General features: G+C 70.3%; 21 protein-coding genes. 4 read left to right on the top strand and 17 right to left on the bottom strand.

What is annotated here, in order from left to right:
• Positions 1-183: 183 nt before the first annotated feature.
• The 6 genes from rlmN to HNQ07_RS05030 form a co-directional block, all read right to left on the bottom strand.
• Entirely contained in the window at positions 184-1,215 is a 1,032-nt protein-coding gene (gene rlmN, locus HNQ07_RS05055) for a dual-specificity RNA methyltransferase RlmN (RefSeq protein WP_184109759.1), read from the bottom strand.
• Positions 1,216-1,225: 10 nt separating this feature from the next.
• Positions 1,226-2,056, bottom strand: a complete 831-nt coding sequence (locus tag HNQ07_RS05050; RefSeq protein WP_184109758.1) for a PhzF family protein — start codon at positions 2,054-2,056, stop codon at positions 1,226-1,228.
• 46 nt (positions 2,057-2,102) lie between these two features.
• Positions 2,103-3,290 carry a homocitrate synthase gene (gene lysS, locus HNQ07_RS05045; protein WP_184109757.1) on the bottom strand — a complete coding sequence of 396 codons (1,188 nt, stop codon included), beginning with the start codon at positions 3,288-3,290 and terminating at the stop codon, positions 2,103-2,105.
• Positions 3,291-3,508: 218 nt separating this feature from the next.
• Positions 3,509-4,558 carry an N-acetyl-gamma-glutamyl-phosphate reductase gene (gene argC / locus HNQ07_RS05040; protein ID WP_184109756.1) on the bottom strand — a complete coding sequence of 350 codons (1,050 nt, stop codon included), beginning with the start codon at positions 4,556-4,558 and terminating at the stop codon, positions 3,509-3,511.
• A gap of 114 nt (positions 4,559-4,672) precedes the next feature.
• The gene (gene secD, locus HNQ07_RS05035; RefSeq protein ID WP_184109755.1) at positions 4,673-6,985 is read right to left on the bottom strand and encodes a protein translocase subunit SecD; all 2,313 of its coding nucleotides are present in this window, start codon (positions 6,983-6,985) and stop codon (positions 4,673-4,675) included.
• A gap of 60 nt (positions 6,986-7,045) precedes the next feature.
• A complete protein-coding gene (locus tag HNQ07_RS05030) occupies positions 7,046-7,375 on the bottom strand; it encodes a hypothetical protein (RefSeq protein WP_229831714.1) in 330 nt (109 codons plus the stop codon).
• A 189-nt stretch (positions 7,376-7,564) separates the two neighbouring features.
• Here HNQ07_RS05030 and HNQ07_RS05025 point away from each other — a divergent pair, with 189 nt between their 5' ends.
• On the top strand, positions 7,565-8,146 hold the full coding sequence (locus HNQ07_RS05025; protein ID WP_184109754.1) for a hypothetical protein: 582 nt from the start codon (positions 7,565-7,567) through the stop codon (positions 8,144-8,146).
• A gap of 64 nt (positions 8,147-8,210) precedes the next feature.
• Here the strand turns inward: HNQ07_RS05025 and infB are convergent, their stop codons facing one another.
• The 7 genes from infB to HNQ07_RS04990 form a co-directional block, all read right to left on the bottom strand.
• Positions 8,211-10,139, bottom strand: a complete 1,929-nt coding sequence (infB, locus tag HNQ07_RS05020) for a translation initiation factor IF-2 (protein WP_184109753.1) — start codon at positions 10,137-10,139, stop codon at positions 8,211-8,213.
• Between the two features lie 79 nt (positions 10,140-10,218).
• Complete coding sequence (locus tag HNQ07_RS05015) at positions 10,219-10,485, bottom strand: YlxR family protein (protein WP_184109752.1); 267 nt, start codon at positions 10,483-10,485, stop codon at positions 10,219-10,221.
• Positions 10,486-10,489: 4 nt separating this feature from the next.
• Entirely contained in the window at positions 10,490-11,677 is a 1,188-nt protein-coding gene (gene nusA / locus HNQ07_RS05010; protein WP_184109751.1) for a transcription termination factor NusA, read from the bottom strand.
• 43 nt (positions 11,678-11,720) lie between these two features.
• Positions 11,721-12,200, bottom strand: coding sequence for a ribosome maturation factor RimP (gene rimP / locus HNQ07_RS05005; protein WP_184109750.1), 480 nt, complete (start codon positions 12,198-12,200; stop codon positions 11,721-11,723).
• A 166-nt stretch (positions 12,201-12,366) separates the two neighbouring features.
• Positions 12,367-12,987, bottom strand: coding sequence for a septum site-determining protein MinC (locus HNQ07_RS05000; RefSeq protein ID WP_184109749.1), 621 nt, complete (start codon positions 12,985-12,987; stop codon positions 12,367-12,369).
• Positions 12,988-13,090: 103 nt separating this feature from the next.
• Positions 13,091-13,756: a desiccation-associated late embryogenesis abundant protein gene (locus tag HNQ07_RS04995; RefSeq protein WP_184109748.1), complete on the bottom strand. Its 666-nt coding sequence runs from the start codon at positions 13,754-13,756 to the stop codon at positions 13,091-13,093.
• 57 nt (positions 13,757-13,813) lie between these two features.
• Positions 13,814-14,209, bottom strand: coding sequence for a hypothetical protein (locus tag HNQ07_RS04990; RefSeq protein WP_184109747.1), 396 nt, complete (start codon positions 14,207-14,209; stop codon positions 13,814-13,816).
• Positions 14,210-14,249: 40 nt separating this feature from the next.
• On the opposite strand from HNQ07_RS04990, the gene HNQ07_RS04985 reads away from it, so the two are divergent.
• Both HNQ07_RS04985 and HNQ07_RS04980 read left to right on the top strand, forming a co-directional pair.
• Positions 14,250-15,266: a DUF1517 domain-containing protein gene (locus tag HNQ07_RS04985; RefSeq protein ID WP_184109746.1), complete on the top strand. Its 1,017-nt coding sequence runs from the start codon at positions 14,250-14,252 to the stop codon at positions 15,264-15,266.
• 16 nt (positions 15,267-15,282) lie between these two features.
• Complete coding sequence (locus tag HNQ07_RS04980) at positions 15,283-15,609, top strand: HNH endonuclease (protein WP_184109745.1); 327 nt, start codon at positions 15,283-15,285, stop codon at positions 15,607-15,609.
• A 9-nt stretch (positions 15,610-15,618) separates the two neighbouring features.
• On the opposite strand, the gene HNQ07_RS04975 is transcribed toward HNQ07_RS04980, so the two are convergent.
• The gene (locus HNQ07_RS04975) at positions 15,619-16,386 is read right to left on the bottom strand and encodes a c-type cytochrome (protein WP_229831715.1); all 768 of its coding nucleotides are present in this window, start codon (positions 16,384-16,386) and stop codon (positions 15,619-15,621) included.
• A 6-nt stretch (positions 16,387-16,392) separates the two neighbouring features.
• On the bottom strand, positions 16,393-17,220 hold the full coding sequence (locus HNQ07_RS04970; protein WP_184109744.1) for a phosphatase PAP2 family protein: 828 nt from the start codon (positions 17,218-17,220) through the stop codon (positions 16,393-16,395).
• Between the two features lie 87 nt (positions 17,221-17,307).
• On the opposite strand from HNQ07_RS04970, the gene HNQ07_RS04965 reads away from it, so the two are divergent.
• Positions 17,308-18,921, top strand: coding sequence for an ABC transporter ATP-binding protein (locus HNQ07_RS04965; RefSeq protein ID WP_184109743.1), 1,614 nt, complete (start codon positions 17,308-17,310; stop codon positions 18,919-18,921).
• Between the two features lie 60 nt (positions 18,922-18,981).
• Here HNQ07_RS04965 and HNQ07_RS04960 read toward each other — a convergent pair whose 3' ends face one another.
• On the bottom strand, positions 18,982-20,520 hold the full coding sequence (locus tag HNQ07_RS04960) for an aldehyde dehydrogenase (NADP(+)) (RefSeq protein ID WP_184109742.1): 1,539 nt from the start codon (positions 20,518-20,520) through the stop codon (positions 18,982-18,984).
• Positions 20,517-21,404 (bottom strand): dihydrodipicolinate synthase family protein, encoded by an 888-nt coding sequence (locus HNQ07_RS04955; RefSeq protein ID WP_184109741.1) that lies wholly within the window; start codon positions 21,402-21,404, stop codon positions 20,517-20,519. Before HNQ07_RS04955 ends, HNQ07_RS04960 begins: the two co-directional genes overlap by 4 nt.
• Between the last annotated feature and the right edge of the window lie 5 nt (positions 21,405-21,409).

Here is a 21,409-nt window from a genome sequence, read left to right as displayed (position 1 = left end):
CTGGAATGCGGAAACGCGAATAGCGTAGCATTTAGGTCTTGCTGAACCCTTACTCATCTGTCACAGCGGGCGCGGTCGGCCCGCTGTGTCTGCCCCCTGGACGGTGACCGGCCGACCATCTGTCCATACAGTCGCAGGTTCAGTCGGCGGTCCTCTGTGCTCGAAGTGCAGAGGTCGAGGCGATCAGGCGGTGCCCGCCACCGCGCCGGGCCGTTTCAGGGCGAGCTGACCGCACGCCGCTCCGGCGTCCTTGCCGCGCGAGCGCCGCACGCTGACGTCGATGCCGCGCGCCTCCAGGGCGTCGTAGAAGGCCTGGATCTGCTCCTCACTGCTGGACTCGAAGCCCGAACCCTCCCACGGATTCATGGGAATGAGGTTGACGTGGCTGACCAGCCCGCGCAGCAGGCCCGCCAGGGCCTCGGCCTGCCACAGGTGGTCGTTCACGCCGCGCAGCATGGCGTACTCGAAGGTCACGCGCCGGCCGGTTGCCGCCTGGTACTCGCGCGCGGCGTCCATGATCTCCGCGACCGAGTTGCGGTGCCCGGTCGGAATGATCGTGTTGCGCGTCTCGTCGTCCGGGGCGTGCAGGCTGATCGCCAGCTTGATGCCCAGGTCGTCCTCGGCGGCGAGCTGCCGGATGCCCTTGGGCAACCCGACGGTAGAGAGCGTCACGCGGCGTTTGCTCATGCCCAGGGCCAGCGGGTGCAGCAGGATACGGGCGGCCTGCATGGTGTTGGCGTAGTTCAGCAGCGGCTCGCCCATCCCCATGAACACCAGGTTGCGCAGCTCGCGCGGTTCCAGGCCCTCGCCGCCGGCCACCGCGAGGATCTGCCCCACGATCTCGCCCGGCGTCAGGTTGCGGCCGAAGCCCATGGCGCCCGTGGCGCAGAACGCGCACCTGGCGGGGCAGCCTACCATCGTGGACACGCAGATGGTGCGGCGGTCGAGATACGGCATGTACACGGCCTCCATCTGGCGACCGTCGTGCAGCGTGAACAGGTACTTGACGGACCCGTCGGCGCTGCGGACCGTCTCGATCTCGCGGTAGGGATTCAGGTGGTACGACGCCGCGAGCTGCGCGCGGGTGTCGGCAGGCAGGTTCGTCATGGCGTCGAAGGTGCCCACGCCCTGCCCGTACACCCACTCCAGCAGCTGCCGCCGCCGGAAGCCCTCCAGGGGGTACGCGTCGGGGTGCAGGTCGAGAAGAAGCTCCATGCCGACCAGTCTAGCCGCCGCTGCCCGCCGGCACCGTGGACGACGCCGTGATTTCCGCCCGGCCGCCCACCCAGACCTCCACGCCCCCCTCCGCCGCGCCGAACTGCGCGCTCAGCTGCGACAGGGCACCGGGCATGCGCTGGGCGGCCCGCAGCAGGTTGGTGTCGGCCGGCAGGTGCCCGCAGTGCCCCAGCACGCCCACCAGGCACGCGAGCATGTTGCTGCTCGCGGCGTCCTCCGCGAAGCCCTTCAGCGGCCCAAAGGCGCGGAAGCTCACGTCGGCGCGGTTTGGGCCGCCCGGCCCATAGACGATCAGTCCGGTCGTGCCCGTCGAGGTGTTGACGGCCGAGATCGCCCCTGCGTCTGGCATGAAGGCGTCCAGCGCGTCCACGTCGGCCACTGCCACCACGAGGTTGGGCCGCGCGGTGCTCGCCGTCCAGCACGGCGCTCCGGCCAGCCCGAGGGAAGAGAGGTCGGCCGCGGCGTCCCCGACCTCGACCACGCCCTGCCGCAGCAGCCACTCGCCGCCGCACAGCTGCGCGCTGAGCGTCTCGCCGGCCATCGTGACCTCCATCAGGTCAGACACCGGCCGGGTGGACGCCCACCACGCCAGGGCGGCGATGGCCGCGCTGTCGGAACTGCCCTTCTCGCGCGTGGGCGTGTAGACGCGCAGGGTGAGGGACGTGGCGTCGCCGCTGTCCACGAACACGTTCAGCGGCTCGCCGGACGCCGCCGCCCGGGCCTGGAGATCGCCCCTGGCCTCGGAGAACACGGCCACGCGCTTGCCGCCATCCTGGCCGGCGGGAGAGAAGGTGCGGTAACGAACCGGATCGGCACTCATGACGGCCCATTCCAGCACGGGCGGGCGGCGGCCGTCCCGGCCCTGCCTACGCGCTGACCCACTCGCGCAGGACCTGCTCCAGGTGGGCGTCGTCCAGTTCGTCCTGCTCGGCCAGCGCCTTGATGTGATCCGTCACGCGGCGCAGGGCGTCCTCGCCATAGTGCAGGCCCAGTTCGCGGGCCTTGTAGGCGATGGCGTGCTTGCCCGTGACCTTGCTGGCCGCCTGGATGCGCCGGCCCACGCCGAAGGCGCCGGGCGGAATCGCCTCGTACGCGCCGGGATTCAGGTAGATGGCCTTGAGGTGCATCCCGGCCTTGTGGTTGTACGCGAACTCGCCGGTCAGGTAGTTGTTCCACGGAATGGGCAGGTCCACCATCCGCGCGATCATGCGGTCGAGTTCCGGCAGCAGTTCCAGGTCGTACTTCTCGGTCAGGCCCTGCGGATCGAAGGTGAACATCCTGGCCAGGAAGCCGCCCAGCGGCGTGATGCCGTTGCGCTCCCCGATGCCCAGAATGGTCGTGTCGATGTGCGTGGCACCCGCCTCGATGGCCTCGTAGGCGTTGGAGACCGCGCAGCCGGTGTCGTTGTGGCCATGGAACTCGATGCCGCACTCGGCGTGAATCACCTTGCGGACCTCACGCACTAGCGTATACACCTGCCTCGGCGTGGCGACGCCCACGGTATCCGCCAGCCCGACCCGGTGCACGCCCAGGTCCGAGACCGCGCGGTACACGGCCATCAGGTCGGCTTCCTCGCTACGGAAGGTGTCCTCGGCAGAAAAGCGGATCTGGAGCTGCGGGTGATTGTCCTTGATCCACCCGATCACCTTCTGCGCCGACGCGATGATCCCGGCGATGTCCTTGCCGTGGCTGAACTCGCGCAGGAACGAGCTGGTGCCGAACAGCAGGTCCAGGCCGTGCACGCCGGTGTCCACGGCCCGCTGCACGTCTTCCATGTGGCAGCGCACGTGCGTCAGGAACTTCGACTTCAGGCCCAATGAGGTCAGCTTGATGATGTCCTCGCGGGTCTGCTCGCTGACCATCGGGGTGGTCACCTCGATGAACTCCGCGCCGAAGGCGTCCAGCGCGCGGGCGATCTCGATCTTGTCGCCCGATTTGAAGTTCCCCTTGGCGAACTGCTCGCCCTCCCGCAGGGTGGAGTCGATGATCGCCCACGAGCGCGCGGGGATCAGCGGGACGTAATTGACGGGAGCTTCCGGGAGTTCTGGGGTCATGGGTGGCCTCGTGCGTGGCATTCTGCCCGGCTGCCTGATGAATGTCAAGAAATTTCTCCGATTGCTTTACGAATGAAAATCGCTGCTGCGGGAAGGGGTCTGATGGAACGGCCGGGTCGCCCACAAACCATGGCAGAGGGCCATGCCGCGGCAGCGCCGCTGCCTGCCGGTCTGTGCACGGGTGCCGTCTGCCTACAGGACTGTCGAGGGAGGCCTCGTCACGCCGGGTGCAGGCCTGCGAACTCCAGCCCGGTCGTCTCAGCCCAGCCCTGGCTGATGTTCAGGCTCTGGATGGCGTGCCCGGCGGTGCCCTTCACGAGGTTGTCGATGGCGGACATCAGCACCACGCGCCCGGTGTCCGGGTCCATCTCGAAGCCGAGGTCGCAGTAGTTCGTGCCGTCCAGCAGCATGGGATCGGGGTAGCGGTGGATTCCCTTGGCGACCTTGACGATCCGGATGAACGGCTCCTGCCCGTACACCTCGCGGTACGCGCTCCACACGTCCTTGTCGCTCCAGCCGTCCGGCACCCACGCCTGCACGGTGGTCAGGATGCCCCGCACGCGCGGCGTGCTGATCGCGGTGAGGTGCAGCGGAAAATTGCCCGGCAGTTCCTGGCGCGCCTCGGCGGTGTGCCGGTGCCCGACGGGCTTGTACACGCGCAGGCTGCCGGCACGCTCCGGGTGGTGCGAGCTGTCGGACGCGCTCGCTCCGGCCGCGCTGCTGCCGACCAGCCCGGTCGCGGTGATGTCCTTGGGCAGCAGCACGCCGAGTTTGAGCAGGGGATACAGCGCCAGGATCACGCTGGTGGCAAAGCACCCGGCGCACGCGATGCGGGTCGCGCCGACCAGCTCCTCGCGGTGGAGTTCCGGGTTGCCGTACACCCACTCGGCCAGCTGCTCCGGGGCGGGGTGGTCCTCGCCGTAGGTCGCGCGGTACACCGCCGGGTCCTTCAGGCGGAAGTCGGCCGAGAGGTCCACCACGATGCGGCCCTTGGCGGTGAACTCCCCGATGCGCTTGGCCGCGCTGCCGTGCGGCAGAGCCAGCACCACGATGTCGGCCGGTTCCAGGTCGGCCACCTTGCGGAACTTGAGGGTCGTGCGGCCGCGCAGGTTCGGGTGCACGAGGCTGACGGGTGTGTTCGCGTTGCGTTCGCTGGTCACCTGGGTGACGTTCAGGTGTGGGTGGTTCAGGGCGAGGCGCAGGAATTCCCCGCCCGCGTAGCCGCTGCCGCCGACGATGGCGACGCTGAGTTGCTCCGGTGCAGTCATGCCGGGCAGGATAGCGTGCGGCCGCTACCATCCACACGATATGTCTAAGCCCGGTTTTGGATGGCAATTGAAAAGCCCGCCTCCGGGTGGAGACGGGCGGAGAGGGGAGGGCGGTCAGGCCTTGGCGGGCTGCCCACCGGACTTGCGGCGGCGGTTCCACTCCTCGAAGTACACGACCAGCGGCGCCACGATGTAGATGCTGGAGTACGTCCCGATGATGATCCCCACGATCAGGATCAAGCTGAAGTCGCGCAGCACCGGCCCGCCGAAGATCAGCAGGCTCAGCAGCGGCAGCATGGTGCTCACGGACGTCATGATCGTGCGCGACAGCGTCTGGTTGATGCTGGTGTTCACGATCTCGCGGTAGGACTTCCCGCGCATCTCCTTGATGTTCTCGCGGATGCGGTCGGACACGATGATCGAGTCGTTCAGCGAGTAGCCGATCAGGGTCAGCACCGCCGCCACCGTGGCGATGGTGAACTCCAGGCCCAGCAGCGAGTACAGGCCCATCACGATGCCCACGTCGTGCACCACCGCCAGGATCGAGCCCAGGCCCATGATGAAGTCGAAGCGGAAGCCCACGTAGATCAGGATCAGCGCCATGCCCAGCAGCACGGCCTTGATGGTCTTGTCCGTGAGTTCCTGCCCCACGGCCGGGCCGACCGTCGCGGTCGCCTGCACCTGACCGCCCGGCAGCTTGGCGATGGCGCTGCCGAGCGTGGTGATCTGCGCGGTCGTCAGCTCGGGCACCTTGATGTTGTACTGGGCGCCCGACTGCCCCGGCGTGATGTCACGCTGGATGGACGCGCTCTGGGCCGTCACGCCCGGCACGGCGGCCCCGGCCACCGCCGACCGCACCTGCTCGGTGGTGGTGTTCGCGTTCGTCTTCACAGTCAGGGTGGTGCCGGCTGTGAAGTCCACGCCGTAGTTCAGGCCGCGCGCCGCGAGCACGCCCAGCCCGCCCAGGGCGAGCAGCACGCTCAGGGTGGTCACGACCGGCGCGGCCTTGATGAAGTCGAAGTGCGTGTTCTTGACCCAGTTCGGCGCGCTCATGTTCGGGCGCCGCTGCGCGAGCCACGTGATGAACCACTTGGCAAACACCAGGTTCGAGAAGGTGGACGCCACCACGCCGATGATCAGCGTGACTGCGAAGCCCTTCACCGGGCCGGTCGAGTAGTTGTACAGCGCCAGCGCCGACAGAAGGTGCGACGCGTTCACGTCGAGGATCGCGGCGGTCGAGTGCTGGTACCCGGCGCCGATGGCGTTCTTGATGCCCTTGCCCTTGGTCAGCTCTTCCTTGATGCGCTCGAAGGAGATCACGTTGCCGTCCACGGCCGCCCCGATGGTCAGCACCAGCCCGGCGATCCCCGGCAGCGTCAGCGTCGCGCCGAAGCCCGCCAGCATGCCCAGGATGATGATGCTGGAGAACAGCAGGCCCAGCGCTCCCACCAGCCCGAACCACAACCCGTAGTACGCGAACAGCATCACGAACACCAGCACGATGCCGACCAGGCCGGCGATCGCGCCGCTGCGGATGGCGTCGGCACCCAGCGTCGGCCCGATGGCCTGCTCGGCCTCGGTCTTGATCTTGATGGGCAGCGCGCCGGACTTGAGCACCAGCGCGAGCTGGTTGGCTTCCTCGGCCGAGAAGCTCCCGGTGATCTGCACGTCGCGGAAGAGTTTCTGCTGGATGGTCGCCACGCTCTGGATCTGGTCGTCCAGCACGACCGCCATCAGGCGTCCGACGTTCTTGCCGGTGAACTCCCCAAAGGTGTTCGCGCCCTTGTCGGTGTTCTGGAAGGTCACGACCCACGCGCCGGTGCGCTGGTCCGTGCCGGCCTGGGCGTTGGCGATGACCTCACCGGTCGCCTCGACCGGGCCGAGCTGCGCCAGCGTGTAGCCGCCGGTCTCGGGCTTCTGGGTGCGCAGCGTGGCGTCCGGCTGGGCGCTCTGCTGCACGATCCGGAACTCTAGGCGCGCGGTGCGCTGGATGATCTCGCGGGCGCGCTGCTGCACGGCCGGCGTGGCGCCGGGAATCTCCACGACCACGCGCTTGCCGCCCGAGACGGTCACGGTCGGCTCGGCCACGCCCAGCGCGTTGATGCGGTTCTCGATCACGGTCTTCACGCGGTCGAGGTCGTCCTTGGTGGCCGTGCCGGACTCGGGGGCCAGCTCGATGCGCAGGCCGCCCTTGAGGTCGAGGCCCAGCGTCATGAACTCGTACTTGCCGGGATTCCAGATCGTCCACAGGTTGTCGCGGTGCTCCCACGGCCGCCAGATGTAGGCGAGGCTCACCAGCAGCGTGATCAGCAGGAGCAGGGGCGTCCAGCGCGACGCGCTGCTGCGGCCGGACGGCGTGCGCCGGGGTGGAGGGGGACGGCGGTCGTTGCCGCCTCGGTTGCGGGTGTTCTTGTTGCCGTAGGTCACGGGAAGGTCTCCTGTTCAGTGGACGCGGTGGGATAGGCCGGGGAAAGCTGCACGCCCCGCTCAGCCGCCGTCCGTCTGCCGCCGGCCCAGCACCGTCAGGTCAAGGCGCTGCGCCGGGGGAGACCACGCCCAGAAGAACCGCGACGCGAGCAGCGCCGGCCGCTGCGCCCACTCGGGCGTGGGGGCCGGCGGGGCCAGCAGCGGCACGCCTGGGGAGGGCTGCGGCGCGGCGCGCAGTTCCGGAGTCAGCGGCGTGACATTCCCTGCGGTCAGGCGCGGCGCCTGTTCCGGCACGCGTGCGGGTGTGCCCAGCACCACGGCCAGGAGCGACAGCAGCGTCAGCAGGCCCGGCCAGGCCGCCACGCGAACCTGCCAGAACTGCAAGGACATGCCCGGTCGTCTCAAAGCGCCACAGCATACCAGACCGGCCCTGAACGCCACCTGACCCCGCGGCCGCGTCCGGGCAGCGTTCAGCGTCCGTTCAGCCGCGTTAGCCGCCCCCTAACCGCGCCCCCGCACCCTGTGGGCGTGGAAGGGACATGGAACCCCCGGCCACCCGAACCCCAAGGAGCGTGACCTGTGAACGAGACCACCCCCCGCCAGCCCGAGAATGTCACCGCCCGCCGCAAGACCAGCCGCCTGCCGCTGATCGCCTTCGCCACGCTGCCCCTCACGGTGGGCCTGGTGCTCGCCCAGCAGGGCACCACGACCGCCGGCAGCGCCTCCACCCCGGACGTGACCGCGCAGGCGCAGCGGGTGCAGCCGGTGGCGCCCGGCCAGCGCCCCAGCCAGCCCGGCACCCAGCCCGGTCAGACCGCCCCGCGCCAGTTCAGCGGCACGAACTACGCGGACGTGTTCCTGCAAAAGCTCGCCGCGCAGCTCGGTATCAGCGTGACGAAGCTCAAGAGCGCGGCCATCGCGGCGGGCAGCGCCACGATTGACCAGGGCGTCAAGGCTGGCGACTTCCCCAGCGACCGCGCCGCCGAGATGAAGCAGCGCCTCCAGCAGAACCCCTTCGCCATCGGCGGCGGGCGTGGCATGCGTGGTCCTGGCGGCCCGGGTCACGGCCCGGACGGTGGCCCCGGCGGCGGTCCGCGCGGCCAGGACCAGACGGCCCCCGCTGCGCCGTCGGGCAGCACCTCGGGCACCAGCGGCACCTGACCCCACACCAGAACAAAAGCGACCGGACATGCTGCGTCCGGTCGCTTCTGTTGTGCTGTCAGCCTCAGGCCGAGGTGACCTCGACCATCTCGCTGGCCTCGATGATGTCACCTTCCATCACGTCGTCCCAGTCGAGGTTGATGCCGCACTCGTAGCCGGTCTGCACCTCGCGGACGTCGTCCTTGAAGCGCTTGAGGCCCACGATGGTGCCCTCGTACACGACCTGCCGGCCGCGGGTGACCTTGGCCTTCGAGTTGCGCTTGAGGCTGCCGTCCGTGACGTACGACCCGGCAATGTTGCCGCTCTTGGGGTGCCGGATGACCATGCGGACTTCCGCGCGGCCGAGGTACTTCTCCTCGAAGACCGGCTCGGACGTGCCCTTGATCAGGCGGTCCACCTCGTCGATCAGCTCGTAGATGATGCGGTAGGACTTGATCTCCACGCCCTTGGAGTCCGCGATCTTCTTCACGCCGCCCGCCGCCGTCACCGAGAAGCACAGGATGGTCGCCTCGGCGGTGCTCGCCAGCAACACGTCCGCCTCGCTGGGCGAACCGATACCGGCGAACATCACGTTGATCTTGACGTCCTCGCTCTCCTTGCGCGCCAGGATGCCCTGGAGGGCCTCGACGCTGCCCTGCGTGTCGGCGCGCAGGATCAGGTTCACGGTGCGTACCGTGCCCACTGGCCCCATCATCTCTTCCAGGGTCAGGCGGTTGCGGACGCGGGCGTTCTCGGCGTCGCGCCGTTGACCGGCGCGGGCGTCCACGAGTTCACGCGCGGCGTGCTCGTTCTTGGCCGACACGACCTTCTCGCCGCTCTCGGGCACGTCGCTGAAGCCCAGCACCTGCACGGGCGTGCTCGGGCCGGCTTCCTTGATGCGCCCGCCGCCCGTATCGGTCATGGCCTTGATTTTGCCGTAGCGCTCGCCCACCACCAGGAAATCCCCGATGTGCAGCGTGCCCTCCTGCACCATCACGGTGGCGAGCACGCCGGCCTGCTTGTCGACCTTGCCCTCGATGATCACGCCCGAGAACGTGCCCTTGGGGTCGGCCCGCAGGTCTTCGAGTTCGGCGGTCAGCGAGATGTACTCCAGCAGGTCCTCGACACCCTCGCCGGTGCGGGCGCTGACGGGCACGACCACGAGGTCGCCGCCGTACTCTTCCGGCACCAGGTTCAGCTGCGTGAGGTCGGTCTTGACGCGCTCGGGATCGGCCTGCGCGAGGTCGATCTTGTTGATCGCCACGATCATCGGCACCTTGGCCGCCTGCGCGTGGGCGATGGCTTCCCGCGTCTGCGGCATCAGCGAGTCGTCGGCGGCGATCACGATGATCGCGATGTCCGCGACGTTCGCGCCGCGCGCACGGATGGTCGTGAAGGCCTCGTGGCCCGGCGTGTCGATGAACACGATGCGGCCCTTGCTGGTCTGCGCCTCGAAGGCCCCGACGTGCTGGGTGATGCCGCCCGCTTCCTTGGCCGCGACCTTCGTCTTGCGGATGTAGTCCAGCAGCGACGTCTTGCCGTGGTCGACGTGCCCCATGATCGTCACGACCGGCGCGCGGTGCGGCACCTCACGCTCGGCAGGGGCGGTGGGCCGCTCCTCGACCTGCGTGGCCGCTGCGCCCTGCGTCGCCGGACTGGCCGGCGCCGTGGCGGTCGGGGTGGGCGGCACGGCACGGCCCTCGCTGGGCATCTGGCCGGGCGCGGGTTCCGGCGTGGGCGCCGCGGTCTGGACCGCAGGCGTGGGTTGGGGTGCCGCCGCGGGTTCGGGCGTCTCACCGGCGACCTCGGTGTCGGGCGTGGGGTCGCTCACCTGGCCGCCGGTGGCGTCCGTACCCTCCTCCGCGAGGATCTGCTTGATGAGTTCGACCGTGTCTTCCTCGATGGTCGAGCTGACGCTCTTGTACTGCACGCCGAGCCCGTCGAGGATCTCGAGCATTCGGTGATTGTCCACGCCCACTTCCTTGGCGAGGCTATAGATTCGGATTTTCGACATGCTCACCTCCGGTGAGGTCCGCGCGCCCGTGGGCGGCGCGGCATGAAAGTCGTCGATAAAAGGCTGGTCTGGGAACAGGTCAGGCATGAGCGGTCAGCAGCGCACTGAGGACTGGTGCCTGGGCACCGAAGGCCCGGCGCAGCCGCTTGTCCTGCCAGCACGCGGGCGAGTCGGCGCAGACGTACGCTCCCCGGCCCGTGCGCGGCCCGGTCACCACCCGCCACTGCCCGTCCACGCGGCTCACGCGCCGCAGCTCCGGCTGGGGCCGCTTGCGGCGGCACGCCACGCACGTGCGCTCCGGCACGTGCCGGGCGGGAACGGGGAAGGGGGTGCCCTGGCCGGTCACGCGCTCACTCCTGGGTGTCGTCCGGGCTGGCGGTCGCCACCGACTTGCTGTCCTTGAACAGCGCGTCGAAGGCGGACTTGGCGGCGGCGCTGTCGTCGCGGCTACCCTGCTCGCCCTGCAGCGCCTGCTGCATGGCGCTGTCCAGGTCGCTGATCGCGGCCGTCTCGCGCAGGTCGATCTTGAAGCCGGTCAGCTTCGCGGCCAGCCGGACGTTCTGACCGCCCTTGCCGATGGCCAGCGACAGCTGATCCGGCGTGACCGTCACGGTCGCCTCGCGGCGGTCGACGTGCACGTCGATCAGACCGACCTTCGCGGGCGACAGGGCGTTGCGGATGAAGTCGCGGGTGCTGCCGTCCCACAGGATCACGTCCACCCGCTCGCGGCCGAGTTCGCCGGTCACGGCCTGGATGCGGTTGCCGCGGTGCCCGATACACGCGCCGATGGGATCGACGTTGCTGTTGTGCGAGAACACCGCCACCTTGGAGCGCTGTCCCGCCTCGCGCGCGATCGCCTTGACCTCCACGATGCCGTTGGCGACTTCCGGGATCTCCTGGCGCAGCAAGTAGTCCAGCAGCCGCTCGTCGGCGCGGCTCGCCAGGATGGTCGGGCCCTTGGGCGTCTTGCGGACTTCCTTGAGGTAGATCTTCACGCGGTTGCCCGGCGTGAGCTTCTCGCCGGGAATCTGCTCGCGGGGGGGCAAGATGGCCTCGCCCGCGCCGAGTTCGACAAACCAGTTGCCCTTGTTGTCGCTGCGGACGACCTGAGCGGTGAGCACTTGGCCCTCGCGGTCCTTGTACTCGTTGAAGACCACGTTGCGCTCGGTCTCGCGCATCTTCTGCGTCAGCGTCTGCTTGGCGGCCTGGAGGGCGATGCGGGAGAACTTCTCCTTCTCGACCGGGAACTCCATCTCCATGCCGATCTCGACGCCGGGATCGAGTTCCAGCGCGTCGGCCAGCGAGATCTGGAGGTTCTCGTCCTCGACCTTCTCCACGACCTCGCGCACGACCAGCACTTCCAGCTCGCCGCTCTGCGGATCGAGGTGGACCTCGATGCGGCGGTCGGGCTCGACGTTGCGGGTGTAAGCCTGCGCCAGCGACTGCTCGAAGGCCTCGATCAGCTGCAGTTCGTTGATGTTGCGCGCCTGCGCGACCTCGCGTAGCGCGTCCGCGAAGTTGAATTCCGGTTGGGTCATCTCACTCTTCCTTTCGGCCGCAGGGGCCGGACTGTGTGGGGGCTCAGCGGTGCCGGTCCGGGAACTCGGCCAGGTTCGCCTGGATGTGGCCGGCGTCCAGCGTGACGTCCTCGCCGTTCACGTCGAAGGTCACGTGCTCGCCCTGCACGCCCTTGATGGGCGCGGTGAAGGCGTGCCCGTCGGCGCGCACGCGGGCTTTGAGGCCCACCATGCGCTCGAAGTGCCGGGCGCGCGTGAGCGGGCGCTTGGAGCCCGGCGACTCGAACTCCAGGCGGTACTCGCCGGGAATCGGGTCGAGGCGGTCAAACTCGGCGTCGGCGGCGCGGCTGGCGGCGGTCAGGTCGGCCATGGTCACGGGCTGCTCGTCCAGGCGGTCGATCCGCACCAGCACGATGCGCTCGCCGCCAGCAATCTGCTGCTGGACCTCCAGCACCTCGAAGCCCAGGGGCTCCACGGCCGTGCGGGCGATGTCCTGAAGCCTGGAGTTGTCGGTTGTGGTGTTCTTGGCTGGGTTGTTATTCATATTGTGTCGGCCCCGTCCTGGCAGCCTGGAAACCACCTCCCTCCACGAAAAAGGGTGGGTCAACCCCACCCCTCGTCCGAGGAATCCGAACGCCAGTATACCGCATGGCCGCGCATCCGCGGCGGCCGCGCTCACACTCGCGCCGCCCTAGGCCGACGTTCGTGGCCTACTTCTGGATGTCGATCACGATCTGACCGCCTTGCAGGCGGGCGAGTTCCGCGACCGGTGGTCCCTCGCGGCGCTGCATGTTGCTCAGGCTGCTGCCCTCGGGCGCGCGGGCCACGGCGTCCCCGATGCGGATCTGCGCGCTGGCGATGGGCCGTGCCCACACGATCGCGTCCGCGTAGCCGCCCTGGCCCGCGTGCGCGACGCCGCGCAGCGCCCCCACCACGATCACGTCTCCGCCCGCGATGACCTCTGCGCCGGGGTTCACGTCGCCCAGCACGATCACGCTGCCCCGGTACTCGCGGCGGTTCCCGGCCCGGATGCTGCCCGGCACGATCACGGTGCGGGCGCTGTCCAGCGGACTCTCGACCGGCTCTGTCGCCGCGGCCGGCGCGTTCACCGTGACACGCGGCGCACGCACCCGACCCGGCGTGCCGCCCGCGCCGCGGATAGCCAGCAGCGCGGCCTCCAGCGCGCCGGGATCGGCGTCCCCGTGGATTTCCAGCGTGACGGACGCGCCCAGCAGCTCCTCGCGCACCCGCAGTCCCTCGGCCACACTCTGCGCGGTATCGCCGGGTTCGAGGAGCAGGTTGAGTCCACCCAGGGTGCCGCGCAGCTTCATGAGGCCCAATCTAGCGTCGTGATCCGCCCCGGGGGAGGGGTGGCCCGGTGGCGGGCCAGAGCAACAGGCACCCACCGTGGGGTGCCTGTGCGGAGGGTGGGCGTTACGCGGAGCGGTCGGCGTTGCGCTTCGCCTTGGCTGCGGCGTCGGCCACGTCGTTTGCGGCCTTCTCGGCCTTGTCGCCGGCCGACTGCGCGGCGGCCTGCACGTCATCCTTGGCCTTGGCCGCGCTCTGCTGCATGTTCGCCTTCACGTCCCGCGCCGCGTCCCGCGCGCTGGCCGCGAGGTCCTGGGCCTTATCCGCCGCCTTGCCGGCCGCGTCCTTGACGTCGCCCTTCGCGTCGGCCGCCGCGTCCTTGGCCTGCGCGGCCACGTCCTGGGCCTTGTCCTTCACGGTGTCGGCCGTGCCCGCGATGGCGTCCCGGGCGGTGTCCGCGGCCTTGCCCACGGCGTCCTTCACGTCGCCGGCGACGTCCTTGACCTTGTCCACCGCGGCGCTGGCTCCACCAGCCGCGGCGTCCTTGACCTCACCGGCCTTGTCTGCGATCACCGCGCCGGCGCTGGTCGCGGCGTCCTTGGTCTTCTCCCAGCCCTTCGTGACGCTCTGGCCCACGTCCTGCGCGGCGTCCTTCAGGCCGAGTTCGGAGAGCTTCTCGTCCAGGGCGCGGCGGTTCTGCTCACGGCTGAAGTAGTACGCTCCCGCGCCGATCAGGGCTCCCAGCAGGAGCAGGCGCTTGAGGGGAAAATGATGCTGGTCACGATTCGACATGAGAATCAGGGTACGCGGGCCTCACGGGAGCGGGATGAGGGCAGGTTTACACCGGGTTTACGCCCCCACAGACGGCAGGCCCACGCGCGCGGCGAGGTCGCCCGCGAGAATCCACTCTTCCGGCTCGTCCAGGCCGGTCACGCGCAGCAGCACGCAGCCCCGGTCGAGGTAGAAGGCCGTGATCTTGTCCCACGCCTCGTCCTCGGTTGCGGCGGTCTCGTCGAGGTCCTCCAGGGTGCCCCACACGTCGCCGTCCACCTCGCCGCTGCGCAGGGCCTCGGCGTAGGCGCTCAGGGCGTAGGCGTCGACCGCCTCGTCCGGCGGGTAGCTGACGCCCGGCTCGCGCACGGCCAGGCCGTCGTCGCGTTCGTAGAGGCCATCCAGAAAGCTCTGCCACTGCGCGGCGTCCAGGGTGAGGACGGTGCCCTCGGCCGACCAGGGGGTACGGGTCATGCCCGGAGTGTAGCCGCCCCCCCCGGCGTAGACTCCGGGTATGCGCCACGCTGCCCCTGTATCCGGAGCGCCCCTGCGCCGCCTGCTGGCCCTGCGCTGGCTGGGCGTGCCCCTTCTCCTGCTGGCCTTCGTGCTGGCACTCCCCGGCCACTCGGGCAGCGCTCAGTCCGGCGGGGGCTTTGGCGGCAGTTCCAGCGGCCGCAGTTCCGGGGGGTCGTCCGGATCGAGCGGGGGCGGCTACTCCGGCGGCGGCTCGTACGGGGGCGGGTACGGTGGGGGCTACGGTGGCGGGTACGGGCCGGTCATCATCAACAATGGTGGGTACGGCGGCGGGTACTACGGCGGCGGCGGCCTGAGCGGCTTCGGGATCGTGCCGCTGGTTATCTTCGGCGTGATCATCTTCGGGGTGGTCGCGGCCATGCGCCGCAGCCTCGGCAGTGGAGGTGCGCGCGGCCTGGGCGGCGGCGCCCTGGCGTCCCTGAGCGGGACCGCGCAGGCCGTGAGCGTGCAACTGCTGCTCGCCGAGGGCGACGAGGTCAAGAGCGCCCTGCAGCGCGTGGCCCGCAGCGGCGACCCGGACACCAACGAGGGCTTGGCCCGCATGCTTCAGGAGGCCGCGCTGGTCGCGCTGCGCCACCCCGAGCGCTGGGTGTACGGCAACGTGGAACGCGCCCAGGGTGCCCCGAACGCCGCCGAGAGCCAGGTGGGCGCGTGGGCGACCGAGGCCCGCGCCGCGTTCACGGACCAGACGACCAGCAACTACCAGAACCGCGATCCCGGCAGCGGCTTCTCGCAGCGCACCGACTACTCGTACAGCAAGGACGCCGGGGACCAGTACCTCGCGGTGACCATCGCGGTGGCCGCGCACGCGCTGGGCACGCTGCCGCCTGCCGGCGTGACCACCATGCAGGAAGCCCGCGCAGCGCTCCAGACCATCAGCGCGGTCAGCGCCGACGACCTGATCCGCGCGGAGGTCGTGTGGAGCCCGGACGTGGAGGGCGAGTTCCTCAGCGAGGACGAGGCCATCCAGAAGTACCCGAAGCTGACGAAGCTCTAGCGCCGGTCTGGAGCCCGTGGCCCGCCGCGCCGAACCCAGTTCGTGGCCGCCCCCGGCCGCCGCCCCCACGGTGTGCGCGCTGTGCGGCCGGGCGGTGCCGCTGCTCACCGAGCATCACCTCGTGCCGCGTTCGCGGGGGCGCCGGCGTGGCCTGAAACCGCAGGACCTGCCCACCGTGCAGTTGTGCCGGGCGTGCCACAGTTTCCTGCACCGCACCTTCACCAACGAGGAACTCGAGCGCGAGTACCACACGCCGCAGCGCCTGCTGGAGCATGAAGGCGTGCGGCGTTTCGTGGTGTGGCTGCGCACCCAGCCCGCCAGCAAGGGCGTCCGGGTGCGCTGACCCGCCGGATCACGGCGTCATGGAGCTGATGTATGCGACCATGGCGTCCAGGTCCGCCTGGGTGTAGTCCTTCAGGACGATCCGCATGGCGTCCGGGTGCGGGATGGGGAAGCCCGGCGCGTCCTTGAACTCGTGCAGCACGCGCTGCGCGTACTCCGGCGCGAGGTTGGTGATGCTCGCCACGCCCAGGCGGTCGTCGCCGCGGCCGTTCGCCCCGTGGCAGATCACGCAGGCCATCAGGTTGCGCTTGCCGTCGCCGGCCATGAACAACGCCATTCCCTTCGCCCGCAGCGCGTCATCCGCCTTCCACGCGGGGCCGGGCGTCAGGGTCGCGGCGTACGCGGCCAGGTCCGCGATGTCCTGGTCCTTCAGGTCCGCCGCGACCTTCTGCATGGTGTCGTTCGGCCGCAGTTTCGCGCGGAACGCCGCGAGCTGCAGCCGCAGGTAACTCGGCTGCTGCCCGGCCAGCGACGGCAGCCCCGGGTAGGTCGTCACCAGGCCGCCGCCGTGACAGCTGGCGCATTCGCGCTGTCCGGCCAGCGCCTGCCCGCGGGCGGCGTCCGGCGCGGTGTAGGTCAGGGCCAGCGGGTTGCCGCCCGGCGGCGCGGTCTGCGCCACGGCGCCGATCAGGCCCGCGGCCAGCGGAAGGACGACCAGGGCAGGCAACCGGCGGCGAATGGCACGCGACATCATGACCTCCAGGGGGCTGGGGAAGCGCTGCCCCACGGTACGTCTCCGGACGGCGGCGCACACGGCCTCGCCGGAGAGACTGTTCACGGACACTCACACGCGGGCGGCCACCTGGGAGGGCGCCGGCACCGGCTCGGCGCGCGGCAGCCAGCGGCGCAGCAGGGCCGGCACGCCGTGCACCGCGACCAGCACCAGCACGCCGTAGCGCAGCGCGCGGACCAGCCCGAGGTCGCGCACGCTGTGCGGCAGCGCGGCCAGCGCGAAGTACACCGCGAACACCGTGATCAGGCCCACCACCCCGACGATCACGCGCCCAGCGGCCGTGTCCGGCACCCGGAAGTCCGGGCGAGCCCACCAGAAGCCGGCGAACAGCCCGAGGCCCACCGCGTACTCGCGCGGCGCGCTGGCCGGCATGAACGCCGCGATCACCAGGGCCGCCACGGCCGGCGCCCAGCGCAGCGCGTCCCGCTGCGGGAAATGCGTGCGTGCGGCCAGCGCCGCGAAGGCCGCTCCAAGAAGCAGTCCTACCACGACGTCCAGCGGGTAGTGCACGTGCAGTGCCAGCCGCGATACGGCAATCAGCACGATCAGGACCGCCGCGACCGCCCAGACCCAGCCCACCCGCACCTGGGCCGCGATCCCGCCCCACAGCGTCGCGGCCATCTGCGCGTGCCCGCTCGGCAGGCCCGGCCCGCCCGCCGTGGCCCTCGCGGCGTCGGACGCCAGCGCGGGATCGGCCGAGAAGGGGCGCGGCTCGTTCAGGCCGTACTTCAGGGCGCTGTTCACGAGGTAGCTCAGGGCGAAGGCCACGCCCAGGTCGCGCCCGCCGGTGGGCCGCACCAGCCAGGTGTACAGGGCGAGCACCACGATGAAGACCTCGTCGCGCCCCAGGGTCGTGACGGCCAGCCAGAAGGAGTCCATGGCGGCATTCTGGCGTGCCCGCCCGGCCGCGTACAGCACACGTGCCCTCCGGGCGGGCACGCGCCGGGGCCGCGCTACAATCCGGCCATGAGCGCCCCCACTGCCGACGTGCTGCGCGAGGTGCCGCACGCCTCCGAGTACGCCCTGGAGCTGCGCGAGATCACCAAACGTTTTCCGCTGGTGCTCGCCAACGACCGCATCTCCATGCGGGTCAGGTGGGGCAGCGTGCACGCCCTGTGCGGCGAGAACGGCGCCGGCAAGAGCACGCTGATGAAGATCGTGTACGGCATCCAGCCGCCCACCAGCGGCGAGATCGTCGTGGACGGCGAGGTCGTGAACCTGCACGATCCGTCCGACGCCATCAAGCGCGGCATCGGCATGGTGTTCCAGCACTTCATGCTGGTCGAGACGCTGACCGTCACCGAGAACGTGATCCTGGGCATGGAACCCACCGCCGGCACGTCCATCAACTACGCCGCGGCCCGCAAGCGCGTCGGGGAACTCATCAAGCAGTTCGGCTTCGCGCTGAACCCGGACGCCATCGTGGGCGACCTGCCGGTCGGCCTCCAGCAGAAGGTGGAGATCCTCAAGACGCTCTACCGCGGCGCGCGCATCCTGATCCTCGACGAGCCCACGGCGGTGCTGACCCCCAGCGAGACCGACGAGCTGTTCGACTTCTTGGTCAACCAGTACGCCAAGAGCGGCAACGCCGTGGTGTTCATCTCGCACAAGCTGCACGAGGTGCTGCAGATCAGCGACACCATCTCGGTCATCCGCGACGGCCGCATGATCGGCACCATTCCCACCCAGGGCGCCACCACCGAGACCCTGGCGCGCATGATGGTCGGCCGCGAGGTCACCCTGAAGGTGGACAAGGCTCCCGCCCAGCCCGGCGCCGTGGCGCTTGACATCCAGGGTGTGAGCGTCAAGGGCGAGCACCGGCCCGCCGTGGACGACGTGAGCTTCCAGGTGCGCGCCGGCGAGATCGTCGGGATCGCGGGTGTGGAGGGCAACGGGCAGAGCGAACTGGTCGAAGCGATCACCGGCCTGAGCGCGTACGCCGGCACCATCTTGTACTCGGGCCAGCCCGCGCAGGGTGTGCTGGGCGTCGAGGCCGCTGGGCTCGCCCACGTGCCGGAGGACCGCAACGAGCGCGGCCTGGTGCTCGACATGACCACCGCCGAGAACTACATCCTGGGCAAGCACGACAATGCCCCGTACGCCGGGCGCTTCGGCCTGCTGAACCTGGACGTGATCGACCAGAACGCCCGCGACCTCAGCGAGCGCTACGACGTGCGCCCGCGCTCCGCGAGCCTCCAGGCGGGCCGCTACTCGGGCGGGAACGCGCAGAAGATCATCGTGGCGCGCGAGATGAGCAAGTCCCCGAAGATCTTGGTCGCCAGCCAGCCGACGCGCGGTGTGGACATCGGCGCCATCGAGTTCATCCACGCCCGCATCGTCGAGGCGCGCGACCAGGGCCTCGCGGTGCTGCTGGTCAGCGCGGACCTGGGCGAGGTGATGAACCTCGCCGACCGCATCCTGGTGATGTACGAGGGCAAGGTCGTGGGCGAGGTGCCCGCCGCCGAGGCCACCGAGACGCAGCTGGGCCTGCTGATGACCGGCAGCGGCGACGGGGGCCACCCGACCGGCGGGCGCAGCGGCGAGATCAGCACCACCCAGGAGAGCGGCGAGCGGAACTGACGGGAGGCGAGGGTCGTCACCTCGCCGGTGAGGTCCTGCCGGCCGCTGTCCATGGGCAGGTCAGGCGCCCGTCGTCACTCCCTGCCGGCTCCACTCGCCGTCCACCATCCGGAGCAGGTCCAGTGGGTTCGCGTCCTGGAGGGCGGGTGGCAGCACGGCGTCGGGGAAGTTCTGGAACGCCAGCAGCCGCGTGAAGCGCGTGATGGCGTGTGTGCCGACACTGGTGCCCGCGAAGGCGGTCGTGGCGGGGAAGGGGCCGCCGTGCACCACCGCGTGACCGACCTCCACGCCCGTAGGGAAGCCACCGAACAGCACGCGTCCGGCCCGGTCCTGGAGGGCGGCGAGCAGCCCGGAAAGGAGCGACAGCTCCTCTGGAGCGGCGTGCAGCGTGGCCGTCAGCTGACCTTCCAGGCCGCGCACCAGGGCACTCACCTCACCGATGTCGTCGTACCGCACGGCGAGGCTGACCGGGCCGAACACCTCGGCCTCCAGTTCGGGCGTGAAGTCGCGGGCGGACACGCTGTAGAGCTGCGCCTGCGCGCCGGAGTGATCGGACGCCTGCACCGTACTGGCCGACACGCCGGGTTGTGACCGGATGCCGGCCGTTCCACGCCGGTACGCATCGTGGATGCCGGAGGTGAGCAGTGTGCAGGCCGGCGTGCGGTCGAGCTGGGCCGCCACCTCTGCCAGGAAGGCGTCGCCCTGCGGCCCGGACGGCACGAACAGCAGCCCCGGCTGCGTGCAGAGCTGACCGCCGGAGCCGCTGATGCTGGTCGCCAGCGCCGCCGCCAGCGTGCTCCCGCCACGGTCCAGGCCCGCGCCGGTGAACACCACCGGATTGACGGAACTCATCTCGGCGTACACGGGAATGGGCACGGGCCGGGCCTGCGCCGCCCGGAGCAGCGCCAGACCACCCGCGCGGGAGCCCGTGAAGGCCACGGCCTGCACCAGCGGGTGTTCCGTCAGGGTCAGCCCGGCGTGGTGGCCGTCGTCGTAGACGATGCCGAACACGCCGTCCGGCAGGCCGGTTCTGTGCGCGGCGTCCGAGATGGCCTGCGCCGCCAGTGCCGACGTTCCGGGATGCGCCGGGTGGGCCTTCACGATCACCGGGCAGCCTGCGGCCAGCGCGGAGGCCGTGTCGCCGCCCGCCACCGAGAACGCCAGCGGGAAGTTGCTCGCCCCGAACACGACCACCGGGCCCAGCGGCACGCGCATGGAGCGCAGGTCGGGCTTCGGCGGCGTGCGGGCCGCGTCGGGGCGGTCGATCCGGGCCTCGACCCACGACCCCTCGGCGGCCACGCGGGCGAACAGCCGGAGCTGGTTCGTGGTGCGGGTCAGTTCACCGCGCAGCCGCGCCTCGGGCAGCGCCGTTTCCAGCATCGCCCGCGCGACGATGTCGTCTCCGAGTGCGTCCAGGGTTGCAGCGGCAGCGGTCAGGAACTCGGCCCGCATGTCCCCGGGGGTCTGGGCATACGCCAGGGCGGCACCGGCGGCAGCCTGCACGGCGGCCTCCAGCGTGGCAGGGTCGGTGACCGGATAGGCGGGCTCCAGCGCCTCGCCCGTCGCCGGATTGATGCCCCTGACGTCGCGGGTGGTCATGCCTGCGCGGCCCGCAGCAGGTCGCGCACCATCGCCTGTTCCTCGGCCGTCAGTTCCAGGCGCGGAGCGCGCACGCGGGCGCTGCCGTGCCCGACTTCCTCCTGCACGAACTTGATGAGCTGTACGAATTTGTTCACCGTGTCCAGCCGCAGCAGCGGCAGGAACCACGTGTACAGCTCGCGCGCCGCCGCCCAGTCGCCCGCGCGGGCCAGCTCGAACAGCTTCACGCTCTCGGCGGGGTAGGCGTTCACCAGGCCCGCGACCCAGCCGGTCGCGCCCGCCGCCACGCCCTCCAGCGCCATGTCGTCCAGCCCGACCAGGATGTCCACCGACTCCGGCAGCGCCGCGCGCAGGGCCGTGACCCGCCGGGAGTCGCCGCTGGATTCCTTCACGCCGCGCAGGTTCGCGTGTTCGGCCGCCAGCTCCGCAACCTGCGGGGCCAGGAAGTCGGTGCGGTACGCGACGGGGTTGTTGTACAGGATCACCGGCAGCTCGGTCGCGGCGATCACGGCCGACACGTGCGCCTTCATCTCGCGCCAGTCGCTGGTGTACACGTACGGCGGCAGCACCATCAGGCCCCGGCAGCCGAGGTCGCGGGCCGCCTGCGCGAGCTGCACCGCGCCGTGGGTGGACAGGCTGGCGATGCCGGGAATCACCGGGGCGTCCCCGAGGGCGTCCACCAGGGTCTCCAGGATGGCGGTCTTCTCGTGGAAGTCCAGCGTGTTGCCCTCGCCCAGCGAGCCGAGCGGGATCATGCCGGCGTTTCCGCTGTCCATCATCCAGCGGGCATGCTCGCGCAGGAAGCCGTGATCGACGCTGCCGTCGGCATTGAAGGGCGTGGTGATGGCGGGAAAGACTCCCTGGAACGTGGTGGGGGTGGTCATGGTCG

The sequence above is a fragment of the Deinococcus metalli genome, assembly GCF_014201805.1.
GTDB classification, from domain to species: Bacteria; Deinococcota; Deinococci; order Deinococcales; family Deinococcaceae; genus Deinococcus; species Deinococcus metalli.
Note: the sequence above shows the minus strand (reverse complement) of the source record. Positions and strands in the feature narration are given on the sequence as shown.

What these genes read in the sequence shown, in the direction of transcription:
- nusA (WP_184109751.1), bottom strand. Translation starts at nt 11,677, where the DNA reads ATGACCCAACCGGAATTCAACTTCGCGGACGCGCTACGCGAGGTCGCG.
- HNQ07_RS04960 (WP_184109742.1), bottom strand. Translation starts at nt 20,520, where the DNA reads ATGACCACCCGCGACGTCAGGGGCATCAATCCGGCGACGGGCGAGGCG.
- argC (WP_184109756.1), bottom strand. Translation starts at nt 4,558, where the DNA reads ATGACTGCACCGGAGCAACTCAGCGTCGCCATCGTCGGCGGCAGCGGC.
- HNQ07_RS04995 (WP_184109748.1), bottom strand. Translation starts at nt 13,756, where the DNA reads ATGTCGAATCGTGACCAGCATCATTTTCCCCTCAAGCGCCTGCTCCTG.
- HNQ07_RS05000 (WP_184109749.1), bottom strand. Translation starts at nt 12,987, where the DNA reads ATGAAGCTGCGCGGCACCCTGGGTGGACTCAACCTGCTCCTCGAACCC.
- HNQ07_RS04965 (WP_184109743.1), top strand. Translation starts at nt 17,308, where the DNA reads ATGAGCGCCCCCACTGCCGACGTGCTGCGCGAGGTGCCGCACGCCTCC.
- HNQ07_RS04990 (WP_184109747.1), bottom strand. Translation starts at nt 14,209, where the DNA reads ATGACCCGTACCCCCTGGTCGGCCGAGGGCACCGTCCTCACCCTGGAC.
- HNQ07_RS04970 (WP_184109744.1), bottom strand. Translation starts at nt 17,220, where the DNA reads ATGGACTCCTTCTGGCTGGCCGTCACGACCCTGGGGCGCGACGAGGTC.
- rimP (WP_184109750.1), bottom strand. Translation starts at nt 12,200, where the DNA reads ATGAATAACAACCCAGCCAAGAACACCACAACCGACAACTCCAGGCTT.
- lysS (WP_184109757.1), bottom strand. Translation starts at nt 3,290, where the DNA reads ATGACCCCAGAACTCCCGGAAGCTCCCGTCAATTACGTCCCGCTGATC.
- HNQ07_RS04985 (WP_184109746.1), top strand. Translation starts at nt 14,250, where the DNA reads ATGCGCCACGCTGCCCCTGTATCCGGAGCGCCCCTGCGCCGCCTGCTG.
- HNQ07_RS05050 (WP_184109758.1), bottom strand. Translation starts at nt 2,056, where the DNA reads ATGAGTGCCGATCCGGTTCGTTACCGCACCTTCTCTCCCGCCGGCCAG.
- infB (WP_184109753.1), bottom strand. Translation starts at nt 10,139, where the DNA reads ATGTCGAAAATCCGAATCTATAGCCTCGCCAAGGAAGTGGGCGTGGAC.
- HNQ07_RS04955 (WP_184109741.1), bottom strand. Translation starts at nt 21,404, where the DNA reads ATGACCACCCCCACCACGTTCCAGGGAGTCTTTCCCGCCATCACCACG.
- HNQ07_RS05030 (WP_229831714.1), bottom strand. Translation starts at nt 7,375, where the DNA reads ATGTCCTTGCAGTTCTGGCAGGTTCGCGTGGCGGCCTGGCCGGGCCTG.
- rlmN (WP_184109759.1), bottom strand. Translation starts at nt 1,215, where the DNA reads ATGGAGCTTCTTCTCGACCTGCACCCCGACGCGTACCCCCTGGAGGGC.